At 43.3% G+C, this 17,818-nt stretch carries 17 protein-coding genes; 2 read left to right on the top strand and 15 right to left on the bottom strand.

The window, feature by feature from the left end:
• Together ACMXYT_RS19025 and ACMXYT_RS19020 are read left to right on the top strand one after the other, a co-directional pair.
• Positions 1 to 2,985: an EAL and GGDEF domain-containing protein gene (locus tag ACMXYT_RS19025; RefSeq protein ID WP_415913183.1), complete on the top strand. Its 2,985-nt coding sequence runs from the start codon at positions 1 to 3 to the stop codon at positions 2,983 to 2,985.
• 202 nt (positions 2,986 to 3,187) lie between these two features.
• Positions 3,188 to 5,374, top strand: a complete 2,187-nt coding sequence (locus ACMXYT_RS19020) for an EAL domain-containing protein (protein WP_415913182.1) — start codon at positions 3,188 to 3,190, stop codon at positions 5,372 to 5,374.
• 4 nt (positions 5,375 to 5,378) lie between these two features.
• Here ACMXYT_RS19020 and ACMXYT_RS19015 read toward each other — a convergent pair whose 3' ends face one another.
• The 15 genes from ACMXYT_RS19015 to ACMXYT_RS18945 all read right to left on the bottom strand — a co-directional run bounded on the left by ACMXYT_RS19015 (position 5,379) and on the right by ACMXYT_RS18945 (position 17,797).
• Positions 5,379 to 5,693, bottom strand: coding sequence for a hypothetical protein (locus tag ACMXYT_RS19015; RefSeq protein WP_415913181.1), 315 nt, complete (start codon positions 5,691 to 5,693; stop codon positions 5,379 to 5,381).
• Between the two features lie 113 nt (positions 5,694 to 5,806).
• Positions 5,807 to 6,106 (bottom strand): hypothetical protein, encoded by a 300-nt coding sequence (locus ACMXYT_RS19010; protein WP_415913180.1) that lies wholly within the window; start codon positions 6,104 to 6,106, stop codon positions 5,807 to 5,809.
• Entirely contained in the window at positions 6,106 to 6,699 is a 594-nt protein-coding gene (locus ACMXYT_RS19005) for a hypothetical protein (RefSeq protein WP_415913179.1), read from the bottom strand. Before ACMXYT_RS19005 ends, ACMXYT_RS19010 begins: the two co-directional genes overlap by 1 nt.
• A 12-nt stretch (positions 6,700 to 6,711) precedes the next feature.
• Complete coding sequence (locus tag ACMXYT_RS19000; protein WP_415913178.1) at positions 6,712 to 7,038, bottom strand: hypothetical protein; 327 nt, start codon at positions 7,036 to 7,038, stop codon at positions 6,712 to 6,714.
• A 196-nt stretch (positions 7,039 to 7,234) separates the two neighbouring features.
• Positions 7,235 to 7,609, bottom strand: coding sequence for a hypothetical protein (locus tag ACMXYT_RS18995; RefSeq protein WP_415913177.1), 375 nt, complete (start codon positions 7,607 to 7,609; stop codon positions 7,235 to 7,237).
• Between the two features lie 66 nt (positions 7,610 to 7,675).
• Positions 7,676 to 7,909, bottom strand: coding sequence for a hypothetical protein (locus ACMXYT_RS18990; RefSeq protein WP_415913176.1), 234 nt, complete (start codon positions 7,907 to 7,909; stop codon positions 7,676 to 7,678).
• Positions 7,906 to 8,325: a hypothetical protein gene (locus ACMXYT_RS18985; RefSeq protein ID WP_415913175.1), complete on the bottom strand. Its 420-nt coding sequence runs from the start codon at positions 8,323 to 8,325 to the stop codon at positions 7,906 to 7,908. Before ACMXYT_RS18985 ends, ACMXYT_RS18990 begins: the two co-directional genes overlap by 4 nt.
• Before the next feature lie 72 nt (positions 8,326 to 8,397).
• Positions 8,398 to 8,628 carry a hypothetical protein gene (locus ACMXYT_RS18980; protein ID WP_415913174.1) on the bottom strand — a complete coding sequence of 77 codons (231 nt, stop codon included), beginning with the start codon at positions 8,626 to 8,628 and terminating at the stop codon, positions 8,398 to 8,400.
• Positions 8,629 to 8,921: 293 nt separating this feature from the next.
• Complete coding sequence (locus tag ACMXYT_RS18975) at positions 8,922 to 9,527, bottom strand: hypothetical protein (protein WP_415913173.1); 606 nt, start codon at positions 9,525 to 9,527, stop codon at positions 8,922 to 8,924.
• On the bottom strand, positions 9,527 to 12,595 hold the full coding sequence (locus ACMXYT_RS18970; protein ID WP_415913172.1) for a hypothetical protein: 3,069 nt from the start codon (positions 12,593 to 12,595) through the stop codon (positions 9,527 to 9,529). Before ACMXYT_RS18970 ends, ACMXYT_RS18975 begins: the two co-directional genes overlap by 1 nt.
• 161 nt (positions 12,596 to 12,756) lie before the next feature.
• Positions 12,757 to 13,140 carry a hypothetical protein gene (locus ACMXYT_RS18965; RefSeq protein WP_415913171.1) on the bottom strand — a complete coding sequence of 128 codons (384 nt, stop codon included), beginning with the start codon at positions 13,138 to 13,140 and terminating at the stop codon, positions 12,757 to 12,759.
• Positions 13,141 to 13,266: 126 nt separating this feature from the next.
• Positions 13,267 to 14,094, bottom strand: coding sequence for a hypothetical protein (locus ACMXYT_RS18960; RefSeq protein WP_415913170.1), 828 nt, complete (start codon positions 14,092 to 14,094; stop codon positions 13,267 to 13,269).
• Entirely contained in the window at positions 14,094 to 15,581 is a 1,488-nt protein-coding gene (locus ACMXYT_RS18955; protein WP_415913169.1) for an iron-containing redox enzyme family protein, read from the bottom strand. The genes ACMXYT_RS18960 and ACMXYT_RS18955 overlap by 1 nt, the downstream gene beginning before the upstream one ends.
• 392 nt (positions 15,582 to 15,973) lie before the next feature.
• Positions 15,974 to 16,621 carry a hypothetical protein gene (locus tag ACMXYT_RS18950; RefSeq protein ID WP_415913168.1) on the bottom strand — a complete coding sequence of 216 codons (648 nt, stop codon included), beginning with the start codon at positions 16,619 to 16,621 and terminating at the stop codon, positions 15,974 to 15,976.
• Positions 16,622 to 16,642: 21 nt separating this feature from the next.
• Complete coding sequence (locus tag ACMXYT_RS18945; protein ID WP_415913167.1) at positions 16,643 to 17,797, bottom strand: hypothetical protein; 1,155 nt, start codon at positions 17,795 to 17,797, stop codon at positions 16,643 to 16,645.
• Between the last annotated feature and the right edge of the window lie 21 nt (positions 17,798 to 17,818).

The following is a 17,818-nucleotide window of genomic DNA, read 5'->3' as shown; positions in this document are numbered from 1 at the left end:
ATGGATACATCAAACCTTCTTCTTATTGGTACTTTTGTCATGATCCTTGCTGGAGGGATCATGGCATATGTCATTAGTCTGCACAGTCAAAGTAAAGTGCGCGATACTAATTACCAACAAGCCATGAAGGCCATTGATGGTGTCATCGCTGTTAGCGACCGCGTGAGTGATAAAGAATTTCTTACGGCGTCTTTGAGTGAATTAAAATGGATGCCCGGAGTTAAGAATGTCTGGATCAATTACAGCCACTGCTCATTTATCCAACTAGATGAAGAATGTAAGGTTTTAGAGCACGAACGAGATCGAGTTATTACACATGTGCTTGAATCAAAGAATAGTTGCATGCGCTTTGATAACTATCAATTGCTGAGCCTTCCTATTATTCATAAAGGCGAAGTTGTTGTTATTTTTACCCTTCAGCTGAAACTGGAGCCTGCTAAAGATCAGATTATGCTAACCCGCTCAATAGCACAGGCTATATGGCAGGGAATGTTGCGTAAGCACCGTAACAAGAAGATCAGGGAGCATGAAGTGTTTTTGTCGGCAGCTACTGAACAAGGCGGTGTTGGCTTATTTGACTGGAACCTACGCACTCATTGTGTTCAATATTCCGATGTATTCTTGTGTCAACTTGGTTTTACTGCTGAAGAACTGAAGCCGCATATTGCCTCATGGACTTCTTGTGTTAACCCTGAAGACCTTAAAGTGGCTAAGGCATATATCGATGAGCGCCTCCGTTTTAAAGCTCGAGAGCTTACGTGTGATTTCCGCGTAACCAATAAGCGAGGCATTGAATTATGGATGCGTGTGCAGGCTTCTGTTTTTTACAATCACAAGCGAGAAGCATACCGAATCGTCGGTGCGCAAATGGATATTAGTGGCCAGAAGGACGCTGAAGATAGGTTGTTGGAAGAGCGAGATCAGGCCCAACGTCTCGCTTCACGCAATGATACAATTTTGAGTTCCATTAGTGACGGTATTATAGAAGTAGATACGACGGGTAAGCAGGTTTTTATTAACAAGGCTGCTGCATCCATCTTAGGTTACCCGGCTGAATTTCTAATGGGCCGGAATATAGAGGAAACTTGGTACCGGCCTTCTAAGATTGTAAAAGGTCACTTTGATGTTGATCTTGATATATTTACCGCACTTTCTACAGGCGAAGCATCTGATTCGGATGATTGGTTTGTGGCGGCTAATGAGCATCAGATCCCCGTTCATCGGAAAGTTTCACCTATCTATACGGATGGTGCGGTCAGTGGTGCAGTAATCTCTTTCTATGATATTGCCCAAGAGGTTGAAAACACCCGCGCAATGAAATTATCAGCGGCGGTATATCAGAATACTGCTGAAGGGATTTTGATTACAAATTCAGAGAATAAGATTGTCTCAGTCAATCCAGCTTTTGAACGGATTACTGGGTACACCTCTGATGAAGTGATTGGTCAGGGCCCGGAACTCCTTGCCTCTTCCTTAACCCCAGATGCTGTTTATAAGGATCTTTGGGGGAGCTTGGCTTCAAAAGGTAGCTGGAAAGGTGAGTTGATTAATAGGCGTAAAGACGGACGGGAATTTACGGAGTTATTATCCATCACGACCCTTAAGGATGATTTCAGTGAGCAGTACTATATTGGTGTGCTGAACGATATTAGTAAAGTTAAGGAGACTCAGGAGCAATTAGCGCAGTTAGCGAACCATGACCGACTTACCGGTATTCCTAATAAGTTTTTCTTTGAAAGTCTTGTGGGTCATTTGATTGAAAAAGACAAACGCTTTAAGCGTAAGTCTGCATTACTGTACCTAGATATGGATCGCTTCAAAAATATCAATGACAGTATGGGGCATGATTATGGTGATCAATTGATCATTGATTGTGCACAACGCCTGTCGGGACAAATTCGAGACATGGATTACTGTGCACGCCTTGGTGGCGATGAATTTGCAGTTTTCGTCGATGATTACGAGTCAGAAGAAGATGTCTATGCATTAGCGGACCGGCTGATTCAGGTCATTTCTGCGCCTTACAATCTTGAGGGCTGTACATCCCATATAGGTATGAGTATTGGCATTGCATTCTACCCTCGAGACGGACGTAACCTTGAAGAGCTCAAACGTGCTGCAGATGTTGCGCTTTACAAGGCCAAGGCGGACGGTAGAGGTGTTTACAGGACGTATTCTGCTGATATGTCTGATATGGCGAAAGAACGCCTTGAATTGGAAACTATGTTGCGTGAAGCAATGGCGAATGATGACCTTACGTTACATTACCAGCCGCAAGTGGATATACATACCGGTAAAACAATTGGTTTCGAGGCACTCTCACGCTGGCAACACTCTGAGCAAGGATTTATTTCTCCGGGTAAATTTATCCCACTGGCAGAAGAAACGGGCTTAATATCGGATTTAGGGCGTTGGGCGTTAATGCGCGCTGCTAAGCAACTAAAAGAGTGGATCGATATGAAGATGGAGATTGGCTATGTTGCGGTTAATGTTTCTGCTCTACAGTTAGCAAGGACGGATTTGGTGGCGGATGTTAAAACGGCCATTGCTAAATACTCAATTCCTGCGTCAATGTTAGAGCTTGAGATCACAGAAAGCTTCTTGGTGCATGATCCTGATAAAGCTGCTGATGTTCTCCATGAATTAAAAGCGTTAGGAGTCCGCATCTCGATTGATGATTTCGGCACTGGCTTCTCCTCCTTGGGATACATTAAGGATCTACCATGCGATTGCATCAAGATTGACCAGAGCTTTATTCGTTCCATTACAGAAGAGGAGAGTGATCGATCATTGGTTAAGGCGATTATTGCCATGTCTAAAGGCCTTGGCCTTGGAGTAATTGCGGAAGGTGTGGAAACACCAGAGCAAGTGGATCTACTTCGAACTTTGGGATGTCCGGTGGTGCAAGGTTGGTACTACGGCAAGCCGAGATCACCCGAAGCGTTTAACCCTCCTGCTAAATCAACAGAGTCTATGGTGGCGTAATGTGCCGACTTAAAGACCTTAGTCTTAATGCCCACTTTAGCTTGATTAAGGGCTTACCGCCATTATGTTAAGGTTTAGTCTGTGCTAAGAATAGCTTTTTAATTCAGTTACCTTCAGAATAATGGGATGGCTGCCCATTATCATTAGGTTTGGTTAGTTTTGTTATAATTTCGCCTTCGTGAAGAGATGGGACGGTTGTTAAGTGTTGCTGGATAAGATTTGTAAAATTTGCATTGCTGTATTTATTCTTATTTCAGTCGTGTTGTCGTATTTCGTCAATACAGGTTTAGACCTCTACCAAAGCCGTCAGGACTTTTTTATGGCAGAGGTGATTAATTCGCAAGCAGGTTTTATTGAGCGCCGTTTGACCCAATCACTCTCATCAACTCGCATATTGTCTCAAGAAGTGCACCAACAAGGTGGGGTATTTGATGACTTTGAATCCTACGCCGATGAAATTATTGAATCCGTTGGTGGTATCTCTAATCTTCAACTAGCCCCGGATGGGATTATTCAATTTATTCATCCGTTATCGGGTAATGAGAGAGCGATTGGTCACAATATCTTAAAAGACGATCATCGTCGCAAGGAAGCGCTTATGGCATTACATAAGCAGCATATGACGCTGGCTGGGCCCTTTGAATTAATTCAAGGTGGTGTGGCAGTGATTGGACGCAACCCAATCTTCCTAGAGAAAGCACACTCGAAGCAACGATATTTTTGGGGATTTGCTTCAGCTCTCATTTATTTGGAGGATTTGCTTTCTGTAACGGATCTGGAGGACTTGGCTTCCAAAGGGTATAGCTTTGAACTTTCTCGCATCCACCCAGATTCAGGCGAAAAGGAGGTGTTTGCGTCTTCGAAGGTACCGGTTCAGGATCGGGCTATTCAGGCACCAGTTGTCGTTCCAAATAACGCGTGGATGCTTAGGATGTCCGCACCGACACCCGTTTCATCTTATTGGTATTATTTTGGATACTTCCTGAGTGTATTGCTAGCATTTGCTGTTACTTGGCTGCTTAGAAAAATTATGATCCAGCCAAAATTATTGCAAAACGTCGTTGATCAGAAAGTTCAGGAGTTAAACACTCTGACACACAATGATCCCCTCACAGGGTTGGCTAACAAGCTACAGCTAAAACAATCGGTTGAGCGCGTTATTGTTGAGTGTCAGCGCTATCATATTCACTGTGCATTGTTGGTGATTGATCTAGATAACTTTAAGTCCATTAATGATCTTTTTGGGCACGATGTGGGTGATACCATACTTGTTGAAATGGCGGAGAGGCTGAGTTGTGCGACGCGTGCAAGTGATGTGGTTGCCAGAATAGGGAGTGATGAATTCGGTATATTACTACTCCATACAGACTCGACAGAGGATGTAAGTCATTCAATTGAGCATATTTTGGAGGCAATTAAAAAGCCTGTCGCTGTCAGAGGGCAAGATATTACCCTGACAGCTTCTGTTGGTGTCGCTACCATTCCACATGACGGTGCGGAATACATGCAAGTATATAAGCACGCAGACATGGCTATGTATGCTGCTAAGGCCGCTGGTAAAAACGGCTTTTATTTCTTTGACAATATCCTTCATGTGCAAGCGATTGAACGGCTTAGGATCGAATATGACTTATCGGAAGCGTTAAAACGGGATGAGTTTGAACTCTATCTCCAGCCTATCATTACACTCAGGAATCAACAGTTAAGTGGGTATGAGGCTTTGGTGCGCTGGAATCATCCAACTAAAGGCCTGCTATGTCCCGATGAGTTTTTAAATATTGCAGAAAATACGGATATTATTTTTGGTCTTGGTTATTGGGTCTTTGCGGAAGCTTGTCATGTTATTCAGAAAAACAATTACCCTGTGAAAGTCTCAGTCAATCTTTCGCCAAGGCAATTTAGGGATGCTAACCTCATTGATAACCTCAAGGCTATTCTTGAATCAACTCAGATTGATCCAACACTGTTGGAAATGGAGCTTACCGAGTCCTGCTTCATAGACGATATAGACTCGGCCATCAGTACAACGATAGCGTTATCAGAGCTAGGGATTTCGTTATCATTGGATGATTTTGGAACGGGGTATTCATCACTTACGCTCCTGCAGAGGTTACCGGTTCATAAGCTGAAAATTGACCGGAGCTTTATTACGCAAGTACTAGGGAGCAATAGAGATAGAAATATCGTTAAAGGCTTAATTGTGATGGCGAATGAAATAGGCTTGACCGTAGTGGCTGAGGGAATAGAATCACAAGAACAATTTGAGTTGCTGAGGGCGATGGGGTGTCAGTTAGGGCAAGGCTTTTACTTTAGCAAGCCTGATTTAGCAGCCAATTCCCTCCAGCATGTGCATGATATGGGCAGGAAAGCCGAGGCCTCCAGCTGCTAGCTACTTAAACTACCCTGTGTGAGATACCAAAAAACAGGGATTCAGCTTGGTATCTGCCCAGTTCGCTTTGGCACAGATCGTTAAGAGAAGGATTGGAAATATGTCCTGTATGATCATCTCCGATTGCGAAAAGTGATTTAGCTAGGATCAGGGATTCGTAGAATACAATGATAGCCAGCGCGATTGATAGGGCGGCACCATATTGATTCATAAACATGCCAATTAGGGCTGCCATAGCAGCCAGAAGATGAATCAAAGAGACCCTTAGAAACAGAGTAGAAGGGTTATTTCGATACCGACTGCGAGAGTAATTACTCATTCAACACCTCAATGCCTATATCTGGGCAATTTTGCTTAGTGGCCTACTATATATTGAGTATAAGAATAAATAACTAAAATGCAAGATTGAAAAGTATTTTAATAAATAGACGCCTAAATAGGCGCCCATTCGTGAGTGATGACAGTTCTTCTCTCACAGCGAACCCAACTATCATTTAAGCAATCAGTGAGATCTCTAGAATTAAGGTCATCTGCGAATTCCATCATCCATTGCCCTAAAAGCCTATCCGGAATCGTTAGGACGTCACCATGATCTTCATCGTAGTATTCCCCTTGCGGCACTTCAATTACATACTTGCTTTGAGGTACGTTTTTCCGGTTTTCCCAGAGGACTACATCAACTTTACGAGCATACTCCTTAAGAATCTTTTGCTCTTTTTCAGTGAAGTCCATCAATTAGTCTCATTTTTAGACGCATGAGGGAGGCGGAAGCATAAATCATAATCATTATGTGTGAATTTCACGCGGACTCTATCACTCAGTGTGCCTTTGGAGCGTGTAATGACGGTTGTTGTATCCAGATAAACCAGCTGTTCATTGTTGTTGTCATTTACATAACAGCGAGTAGTTGTTAAAGGCTGAGGCAAAGATCGGAGATAGTCATTTTGGATATAGCCACTTTTACGAGCCTCATTTGAAAGCTCTCTATACTGTTGCGATATGGCTTTAGCAAAATGTAAATCCATTGGAAGATTTTCTTTCAAAGAATCACGAATAGCCTCTGCGGTCTCCGAGGCATACTGACCGAGAGCGTCGGCATTTAGAGCATCCATCGACGCTGTCATCTCTTCCTGAAGTAATACTTCAAGCTTATCTCCGTAGGCCTGTTGCATTGAGGATGTGGATTGCTCAAGTTCTGCAATAGCCTCACGGTCAGCCACGAGATCAGCTAATCGAGAATGACCATTAACTTCAGAGTGTTCTTGAGCGATAGTAGGCATAGAAACAGCCGTGCAGAGTGCTAGTACGATTAACGACTTCTTCATCTAATTATTCTCTTATTCTGATTTTGAAGAGTTTTCTGTAGATTCTGGTGTTTGCATGGCTTCAAACATGATTTCTTTCACAACGCACGGACTATTGTTTACCAATAGGCCAGAGGCCATGCTGTACCAATACTCATCTCCGGAATCATAAATTGCTTTTAGGCACTTGCCGTCATTAACCAGTCGTACGCGTTTGATGTCTGATGTGTTGTATTTCTGACCTAGGTAAACAAAGGGCTGACCATTGTTATCAAAGTTGTCAGTTGGTTCTTGCGCGATCGCAGTTGTTGGGCCAGTCATAGCGGCGGTAATAAGTAGGGTGCTGAATAGCTTTTTCATGATTGTCCTTAAATAGCACAAAGCCGCAGAGTTTCCTCGCGGCATTAAATTCTGATTTTTATGTGCTACATAATATAACGACAAATAATAAGGAGCAAGCCTTATCGTATTTAATCAAATAGTGCTATAAAGGGTGTCACTGGGATTAGTTTGATTAGTTAAGAGTGGTGTACCCTTAACTAATCATTTGGTGATTTTAAGTGCAAGGAATGCCGATTTCAGTGACGATTACTACAGGCAAATCTGCCCCCAGCTCTGTTTTCTTAAAACCGGCTACGTCACTGTGCTTATGATAACAGGAGCCGTCTTCTCTAGTGTAAACAATATCGTTAGCTTTTGAACATGGTACTTGCGTACTCTCGCGAGAGACAAGCCGAAGTTCATCGTAATCACCAGTGACTTCGAAGGTGCTTTTTTCTCGCGAGCAGGTACCATCTGTGCTGCGCATTATTTCATCTTTATGGATGAGTCGCTTCTCATGGTAATCAAAATTGTCTGTATCAGGGCCGTCACCAGCAGTGGCAGTGAAAGTTAAAAGGGCCATTGATAGGCAAAGAGCATGTTTAATCAATGTGTATTTCCTCTATGTGATTTAAGAAATTTTGGGTCAACGGGGCGATAAGACTGTTACGACTTGCTAATTTTCATTTAAGCGCTCTATGCGAGTTTCAAGGTCATCCGGCAATCGGCCTTCTTTCCCACTGGTCATTCCGTAGGCAGTAAAGAGCCCCAATTCCTCGCTAAAAGGTTTCATTCCGAGTTTTTCACCAACGGATTGCAGCATTTCCCAGCGCTGACACTCAGCTTTGAAGTTGGGATCTTGCAGAGCGGGATTCGCTTCGATAATTGCATCAATCTCTAGTTTGCTCATAAGTAGGCCATGTCCATATCGGTTTTATGTGATGGTTTTAAGAATAGCGTAATCAGGGCGTTCATGCGCTCACAATTCATTGGCGTGATTTCGCTATTGTGATGGGTAATATCACGGGTAAAACAATTATCTTCGAGACGGTAAGCCACCCAGCCTTCCCCAAGATAAGTGGCGTCTTGATAGCCTTTAGGCATAAACCGCTTTTCCAAAAGATAGTTGTCTTCCGAAAACTGCAAAGGAGCACCTTGCTGGTAGGGGCCAATTCTAACAAACCCATCCAGAGGCTCTATAGCCTTATTTGAAGGCCATAGCTTATCACCATAGTGAAAATCCAGCAGTCCCCACGTTAAGAAAAGCAGGGTACTCCAGAGCAGTACATCTAACCAGTATTTTGGCTTGTCAGCGGAGGCCGTCATGTGCATTCCATTAAACTTTGATTAATATTAATTATAATGAAAATATAATAGAGTGCAAGGACTTGCTGGCGCTTAACGGATGTAAACGTCGTTTTTGCCGCTAAGAGGTTTTAAGTTTCCGATTTCTTCATTGGGAATTTCTATCGGATCTAATCCCGTGTCCACATAAACAATCCCGTCTTGCTTACCTTTACCATTCCAGTAAGTGAGCATCTCCGTATAAGTCTGCTTGCTAGTCGTGATGATATGGTGACGTGTTACGGGACCATGGGAGGGGATTGCATCATACGTGTACTCATGCATCTTGTGTTACCTATAGTTGTTATTTATTATCATAATATTAATTAATAGGTTTGGTTGCAAACCTAGTTTTAGGTAATTAGGCATGGGTAATCGAAGCATTACGAATTCTGGGGTAGGGCAAGCTGCTCTCTTAGCTGGAGGTTATTTTGCTGTTGAACCAGCTTGCGAGTGGCTTGTGCGGATGCTTTATACTTATACGCCGTTCTAGCTATATCTGCTTTTACAGTTTCCCTCCGCAATCGAAGTGGCTACCGCGTATCGTGCGGTAGCTTATCTATGCATGACGTATATGATTATTTAAATAGCTGAATACCACCCTTGAAATCATCCATTTTCTCACCACGCCCTTCAAGTGGCAATGACTCTACATAAGTAATGATGTCAGAAAAATGCGGCTTAATGAGTTCATGCGCACGCTCAAATGCCCCCTCATAGTCACCTTTAAGCAAATGATCTACACAAGCGCCCGGAGACAGGCCTTTTTCATACCAGAGCTGAATTGCACTCACCATGCCTGTATCGAGCTTGAGGGTTGTTTTCTGCTCATCAGTGAGCGGGACTAATGGTGTGGGCCACACTTTTCGTACCTCAACCTCCATCTCTTCAACCTCCATCTCTTCAACGTCATCCTCGACATCACTTTCAGTGTGAAGCATTTGAATAACGCGTAAGCGCACCTCACCATCGAGAAGGTGGTTCTCATCGTAGGTTGGATTCATAATGCATGCATCTGTGCTTGGGAAGCCATCTTCAAGGTAGCCGGTAAAGAGTAGGGCTTCGTGCTTAAAGTTACTTGGCGTTAACATCACACAGACGCGGTAGTAGGTATTTTCTTTCCATTGCCCCAAATGAGGTTGTTCATTTAATGGATTGATCCAAGCTACATCAGATAGTTTCATTATTTCGCTACCTCTTTCATGCTGTCCGCCAATGTCTTCATAAACTCAGGGTTAAATGCGCCATCGCTATAGATTTCAGGCAACATATAAGTGATACCCTTATAGTGATATCTTGTTTTCTTCTGTTCTAAGTGTGCTTCGAATAACTGATCCGCAGTCAGCGTGATTGACTGCTTGTTTGCTTCGCGGAAGAACCCTTCTAAGCAAAAGGTGCTGGCATGTCCGTCAGAAAGAACACCTAGCTCATCACCTAGTTCAGAAGCGAAGGAAAACTGCATTTTTCGCTCACGTTTGGCACGTTCAATAACCTCATGAGCATGTTCTTTGTCTGCGTGCCACTTAATGTAGTTGTCGGCAATATTGCTATTTCCGTTCAACTCATCGATGCGCACAAGAAGATCTCTGTATGAAACGTAGAATCCAATATATTCAATCTTTGCAGGGTTGTTTTCGAACATCTCAAACCCTACAGGGATGAATACATGCTGCTGCGGTATCATTTTACTCTTAGACAGAGCGTTCTCGAATGATTCAATCGCCAACAAGGATGTATTCTCCTTTCTCATGTCAGGATTGCCAAGCCAATGGAAACGGATGTGCGCTAGATTTTCAGTCACGCGTTTTACTGCATTATCAATCACACGCTGAGTCGCAAAGGCTTCTGCTGTATGAACCATTCCTTCAAGGCCATCAAATTCGGCTAGGCGAGCCTCGTCAGCCTCATCGGCTTCTCTAAGCCATACAAGCTTCCGACCTGTTTCAGACAGTTTAGTCTTCATGTTCTTAAGCGTAATGCAGGTTGCCCAACGGTAAGCACCCGGCATGAATCCTTCAATCAGGTCAGCTTCTGGTGCATCTACGTAAATACGTACCGTATTACTGCCCTTAACTGTGATCTTTAAAGGCACCAAGTTATTATCTGCTACAAATGCTTTGGCCCGTTCAAGGATGATATCGGAATGACCACCCACACCCTGAATCAGCTCCAGAACTTTATTAAGCTCATTTTTTCGATCCACGGAAGGCAATAACTTGCCTTTAAGTTTTATTCTGTAGCGGTTAACCGCCTCACGGACAGTGCGATTAGCCTCATCCTCTGTAACAATGCCGTGCTGTACTACCGTATCAATTAGATATTGAATGGATTCTGCCTGAGCCTCATCTTCTTTTCGAAGCAGTTCAGCAATTTCCTTAAACAAGCGGATATAGCGGATGCTACGTACGCGTGACTCACGGTTGTGGATATAGTACTCAATGTCTTCGACAAAGATGTTATCGATGCAAATAAAGGATTCCCAATCACCTGCACGCACAACAGCGCTCAAGTCTACAGTGGCATTAAAATGTGTCTGCTTAACATCCCAACCCTCTCTTTCAGAGCTTACCTTGATAATCATTTTGCCATTCTGGCTCTTAACTACGTATACATCAGCACCACGAACCAGATGGGCAATTTTCTTCGGGTCCCAATGAACAGAGTTGCTCCAGTTGCTTGGTACATACTCCTGAGTATCCAGCTCACTGTGCAATGCGAGAATTCGAGAGCCCGGCTGGACACCTTGGTTAATGCTTTTTAGCCACTCAAGAGCAGATGGGCGGCTTTCACCGAGCAGTGTAGAAGGTTCGTCGTCAGCCACAAAGCGGAAATACTTCTCCTGAAAGTCCATGCTGATGAAATTGAACGTATCATGTTCATCATAAAATTCACCAAACAACTTCTCGCGGTGGTCAAGACCACACAGTAGGATCAAGAAACGCTTATAGTGAAGTGCTTTGTCAGCATTGGCTTTAGCACTATCTGTAAAAGCGATATCCTTATAGGTGATTGTAGAGCCATCTACCCCTTTGAACAGGTCTTCAACCTCGTTATGGGTTGGGAATAGGCGAGAAGTGTGCTCATGTGAAGCAGTTGCACTTCGTACTAGATAGATGTTGCCTCCATCGCGCACTAAGAGGAAGACCTTGCGGTTTTCTGCATTGTAAAGACGATTCGCCAATGCATCGCCATAATCAAGGTCGCTACGGCGTGTGGCCATTGATACTACGCAACGTGGGAAGGGTAAAAGGATATCGCGTAGCTCGGTTGATTTTTCAAGCTCATCAGCGAACTCAGGCAAATTTGAATAATCAAAGCTCATGCTCACAGGTGCATACACTGCCAGCTCTTCATCCACCATGAGTTTACGCTGCATCAGGGTAAGCTTTTCATCTGGTGATGCAGATTTACCTTCCGCAATTTTCTCAACGATAACGCCTTTACCCGTATACAGGTCCAGTGAGGCGATGCCCTTAAGCATTTCATCGATATCTTCACGAATTTCAGAAGTCTTTGCTAATGCCACCTGAGATTTTTCGACAAAGAAAGGTGTCATCATGCGAACTTTGTTAGCGATCGCAACCGCTTTATTCTCAAAGAACTTGGCAGTGAGCTCCGCTTTTTTGGCTTCAACCTTGCCAACTTCCTGCATTTTCTCCACATCAGAAACGGTAACACCTCGGCCCATCGCAAAGCCGAGATCAGTTCGAACCACGCCGTCTTCCATGAACATACCTGCTACATCTGCAGAGGTTGCAGGTAGCTGAGCTTCGCCTTTCGCTTCAGATTCACGGCGGGCTTTCTGTGCTTCTTCTTCACGCCATTCTTCAATGCCTTTGCCAACAAAATCTTCAAGCAGGGCAGGGTTCATCTGAGCTTCATTAAGATCTTTCTGCATTTCTGCTACTTCAGCCTGCAGCTTTGCAATTTCTCGCTCACGGACCTGCTCACCATCTGGTGCATGCTCAAATGTTTCAAAAAACTCTTCAACAAGGAAGCGATATTCATGTTCAGGACGCAGAGGATGGTTATGCATAATTAGGGTATGCGCTTTGTTTTCGTAATAGCGCACCTGCTTCAATAGCATTACCAAACCAGTCTCTATATCATGACCAGACCATTTAGACTTAACATCAACCTTGGCACGCCAGTAAGTGCCCGGATGCAGAACTTCAAAACGCTCTACGCGCTCAGTCGTGCCATCCAGCTGCTCGTTAATTTCCGTTGAGATGTCTTTGTTCTGATCCGTCATCAAACTATCCTCTATTGCGATACTTATTATTATAATGAAATAAATAAAAAAAGCAATCTATATGATTGCTTGATTTTTGAATATTTAGCCATTCTTTGTGGATGCTAGCTATGCACTCTGACGCCTAACTACATGTTTTATCTAAATCCATGTATTAGGTGTTAAACTTCAAGATCATCGAAGCTTTCCACACCTAAAGCTGATAGCAATTCATCGATCGTCATGCATAATTTAGTATCGACACTGAAGTATCGAATACCAACTCGCTGTGCGTCTTTAATTATTCCATCGTAGGTAGAAAAGGCTTTTATACCCATAGCACCAGCCCCTTTTCGTGCTTGCCTAAGTATGTAACTGGGGTTGCCTTTATGATCGCCAATCAACATCAGTAATTCTTTTTTGGAGCTTCTTCTATCTTGGCTTCTAAGGTGCTTATAAAACCCTATAACTCTTATTGCAGTCACTTGGATGGTGCTGGGGTCATTATCCTTTGTTAATTTTAATAACTCTTTTGTTTCAATTACCTTAAGTTCAAGATTTTGCATAGGCATGACTCCCACAAATTCGCTTTATTATTAATGCTATAATAATTATGATCTTTGTGCCAGAGTACTACTATAAATGGAGTTAAATATCTCGTGTTTAATTAAGATATTAATTACTGGGTGCGGTTATATCTCTAAACTAGAAATATTGTATTTTTTGACATCAATCCCACTGGATATCATGACGCCTTCATTCGCGTATTGGTGTGACTTGGCGCAGAAGTGGGAGACCTCGGTAACTGACTTGGTCATATACATAAAAATAGCACCATCTTTCTGGAGTTGCTGCTGTTGATCTTTGCTGATGACGCTGTAATTCTTTAGGTTTTTCAGAAAGTGACCGCGAGGTACGATATGTATGATAGGCAAGATTTTACCATCAACCACAATGTCCTTATCTTTATGATTTGTTACAAGGACATGATCGGGAAGTAGCCCCTGTTCCAAGATTGTTAAATACGTATCGGGTCTCCATTCATAGAAATACAACGGGGTTAGGTCAATATTCATAACAAGGAACAGGGACTCTAATCGCTTTACTAGCCCATTGTTCGATTTGGGAGACATGTTGACCGCAACAAAGGATGTCGATTTCGTATAAAAGCTTAGAAAGTATTTAAGCATCATTCGCCTAAGCACTCCTTTTCCTCTTAAGTGGTTGGTAAGCTTGAAGTCGCATAGGTACCAGTAATCTTTTGGTGTATCGTTACCATGCTGAAAGGAACGATAGATTCCTGTCCCGACACCCTCAATCGTGCCGGTTTGGGGATTCTCAATAACCAGAGTTTCTGGATCACCTAATTTCCTAAAGAAATTGAAATAATCATTATTAGATTCACCATGCTGTATGACGAAAGTCTTCTCCCCAAGAGGGTACGTGAAACTTGACTCAAACTTTTTTAAGGCAGCTGAATGAGCTACTTGGTGCCTGCTGCTCAGTTTCATTATTTTCATTAAGCGGCAGCCTTTTCTGCTACGACTGTCTGTTGATAAAAGCAGGTGCCATCCTTAAAGGGTGTTGTCTTGTTAAACTGCGAGGTTAAAGAGTAAAGATCGTAATCCCCCATAAGTTTTCTAAGGATTAGCTGGCCACCACCATTCAACGCTAAGAAAGCCTTATTGATAAGAGATCGGTAATCATCAATAGGCATCCAATCACCAATATTAGAGAGGTCAATGACATCGTATTTTTTATCAAATCGGAACTCATTCATCACACACTCTACGTAGTTGATTGATTCTGTTCTTATGCCTTTTGCTTTGCAGGGATCTTGAATGGGCATATTTAGCAGTACATTTAGAATGTTTGGGTGTCCAGCCTCTAGAGATTGATTGAACGCACCAACAAAGTGTTCGGCGAAGTCTCCCGTGGAATACCGCGTTGCATCTTCTCCAAAGACAGCAGTTAAGTTCGAATTTGATAGTACTGTACGTACTACAAAATCACGCTTTTCTATATGCGTCAGGATCTCTTTTTCGTTTAGCTGTCCATTAGTGCCTTTAAAATAGCGTCGAATCAAGGCGAACATTGCTTCGAACTTACCTTCAGCCGTCTCGTGAGTGGTTTTACTCCCCAATGAATGCACTTTGTTTTTTGCAATGGCAATCTGCTGTGGATTTGCATCAACCGCAGTAATCACTGAGTGAGGATTGCTGTTTAGGAGATTGATTAGATGCTCACCGCCAGAACAAATCGCCAATACAGCTGGCGCCTTCTTTTCAACGTTTTTGAGGGCAAACAATTCTGGCTTTGAATCTTCTCGTGAATAATAAAATGCGACAGGCATCTTACCGATCTGATTTAATTCTTTAAGTGTTGGTACCACCATCTTGCTGAATAGGTGAATAAATTCCCTCTGAGCACGCTCAAAGGCCTCTTTATCGATTTCTTCACCGGTTAGTTCAACTGTCTTCAAAAGCTCATAGCCATGATCCCAGTCCAAAACCGCATGCTTGCTATAATGAGCCTGTTCGCACTCCAGTTCGTAGCTTTCAAGTTGCTCAGCAATGCTTTGGGATATGATGGCGTAGATGTATTCAATACCAGCTAGATAGGAGCCTAAGGTGCGTGGGTTGCTTATACGCAGCGTATTCTCGATCCATTCACTGATAAATGGGTTGCTTTGTATTTCATCGCATTGATTCCATCCCAGCGACCTAAGGTGAGTTTTGAAGGAATTCGTATGAAATCCTTTAGTGTCGCCTTGGCCATGTTCTTCCCAGATGTTATCAATTAAAAGAAGGCGCTCTTCGCTGGTTTTGATTTTTGTGGCCAACGTTAAAAGCATAACTGGGAAAGCATTTACCGCGTGATAGAAGGGTAATTGAGATTTTAGGAATTCCTCTCGTGTTGCATCGTGCATGAATCGGACATAATCGTTTTCAGCCCATGTTTCAGCCAGTTCAAGAGTTTTGCTTTTAGCCCAGTTGTAAGTAGTCATTTTTTGCCTCTACACATCAAATTTATTGAAGTTTCGAAATGACCTTACAAGGGATTTGTTAGAAATGATTCAAAGGAATGTAAAGTATCACCCTATGGCACTTTTTGTGTCATGGGGTGACACTATTGTGTTTTCTTACTCTATCAATCCGCCCAGTGGCGGCAAGCTTCTCATCTTTATACCCTTGGAGGCATTATATGTTATGAAGCCGCACAGAGACGGCATGCGATAGGGGCTGAGAAATCGATAACCCTGTTATACTTTTAAGCCACACAGTGGCGGCAAACTACAGGCGTGATCTTCCACCTTCGATCATTGAGCTTTGAAGCCGCGCAGTGGCAGAACTAGATCAACCGTCAGGATTGCAGCACGTCCTTGTGCTTATGGGAGAATTACACGGCTTCTTTCAGGTCTTGCGGCAACTGGTTAGCCTCACGGATACTCATAACACCCATGCCGTAAGATTTACGGGAGAAGCATGCACGGTAGGCCAGTGAGTTAAATTTTTCGGCATCGGTTACGACACACATCAAGTCAGTTACAGCCAGTTGATTGTTGATCTGAATCTTTTCATTCAGCATCTCATTTGGGTTGCGGGTAAAGCAACCACGGTTCATGCTGGTGATTTCAACACCCAATGCACTCTGCATCTTCAACTTCAATGGATCACGCAGGGTTTTACCACCAACGACTTCAAATTTCCCCTTGTAGTAAGGGCAGCGCTGCTTGCCGTTCTGGTCACGGACAAATGCTGAGATTAAGCCGGAAACGGCAACTTTATCACCTTCTTCAAAGGTCGGGAGTTCATGCTTCACTTTCTTAAACAGGTTTACGGTAATTGTCTTATTGCCGCTGTTTAGTTCTGTTTTAAACTCGGCATCCAGATCGACATTCGTTGTCAGGCGCACCACACGACCCTGTTTCGTGACTTTAAACCCATCATGCTCTACACCATCTAAAAAGAGTGTAGTGATTGCATGCAAGGTCATAGGCGTAGGGAAGCCATCACACTTGAAGCTGTATTCGTAGTAATGAGTCATTTTTATTTTTATTCCGTGTTCTTAAGTAATTATCTTCGTAACGTAACCAAGACCTTTCTTGCCCAGATAGAAACTGGACACAGCGGCATCATCAATCATCTGCTTGATCTCCTGTGCCTGCTCATAGGTACAGTCGATATCGATGGTTAAATCACCGTTGCATTTCACCAGCCAGACCTCTTGTGGCTTTTCACCTTTCTTCAACAAGTCTTTTCGGTAAGGGTTGCCATACACAATTTTCGGTTGCGCAAATTTCTTAAAGAAATCTTTCGGCGTAAACGTTTTTGCATTAGCCGAGATGCCACTGAAGGTATGCATGCGAGACAGCTTAGCCATGAAGGCTTCATCTTCCCCGTGAGCCTCTGCAGCTAATTTGGACGCAATATTAATGCACGCCAGACCCAGATTGGAGGTTAAGGTTAACCCGTCCGGGAAGTGGCTTTGGTAATAATCAGAAATGGTCTGTAAATCAGTACGACTAATCAGTTCAAAACAGGCATCCGGTGCATCCGTCAGAAACTCATGCAGGGGTTCGTCTGCAATAATTTTGCCCAGCGCTTTCGGATCTTCCACCGCATGCTTCGCCGTAATGTATTCAATCACCGCTTCATTTTTCTTACTAACCGGTGCGATCAACGCATGAAATTTCGGTGCGGTAAGAGCCTCTAACCCTTTAGTAATGTCCAATACATTCAGGGTTTCTACGCCCTTAAGCGCCTCACCCGTCACCAACGATTGAATAATGGCTTCAGGCTCAGCATTGGTCGCTGCAAAAATGGCTGCAAAATGGGGCTGTTTGAACAGGGAATTATCAATCACGCCTGCGTAGCTACTAGGATCTGTTGAGCCATTAATATTACGTAGGTATACAATCTCATTTGAGGTATCACTGATTACATCATTGAATGCAACCTGACCATTATTGAGAAGTTCAGCCAGTACCGATTGATCCTCTTTCTCCAGCCTTGCGAGCTTTTGTGTCGCCCCGCAAAGGCGGTAAAGTAGACCGGCTACAGTTGAGTCTGACACATGACAAATGCGATGTGTCGCGTGTGTTAAGGCCTTTAGCGAACTCGTGTATTTTCGCTTATTGGACATGCCGTGTTTATCAAACCCTTTAAATGGTTCAATAAACGAATTACGCCAAGATCCCTCATAGTGGATATTGATTTGCATAGAGTGTTCCTCGCGCCTAAA

The organism is Neptuniibacter sp. QD37_11 (assembly GCF_047778105.1).
Taxonomy (GTDB): domain Bacteria; phylum Pseudomonadota; class Gammaproteobacteria; order Pseudomonadales; family Balneatricaceae; genus Neptuniibacter.
The sequence above is the reverse complement of the archived record's forward strand: the minus strand, read 5'-3'. Positions and strand labels throughout refer to the sequence as shown.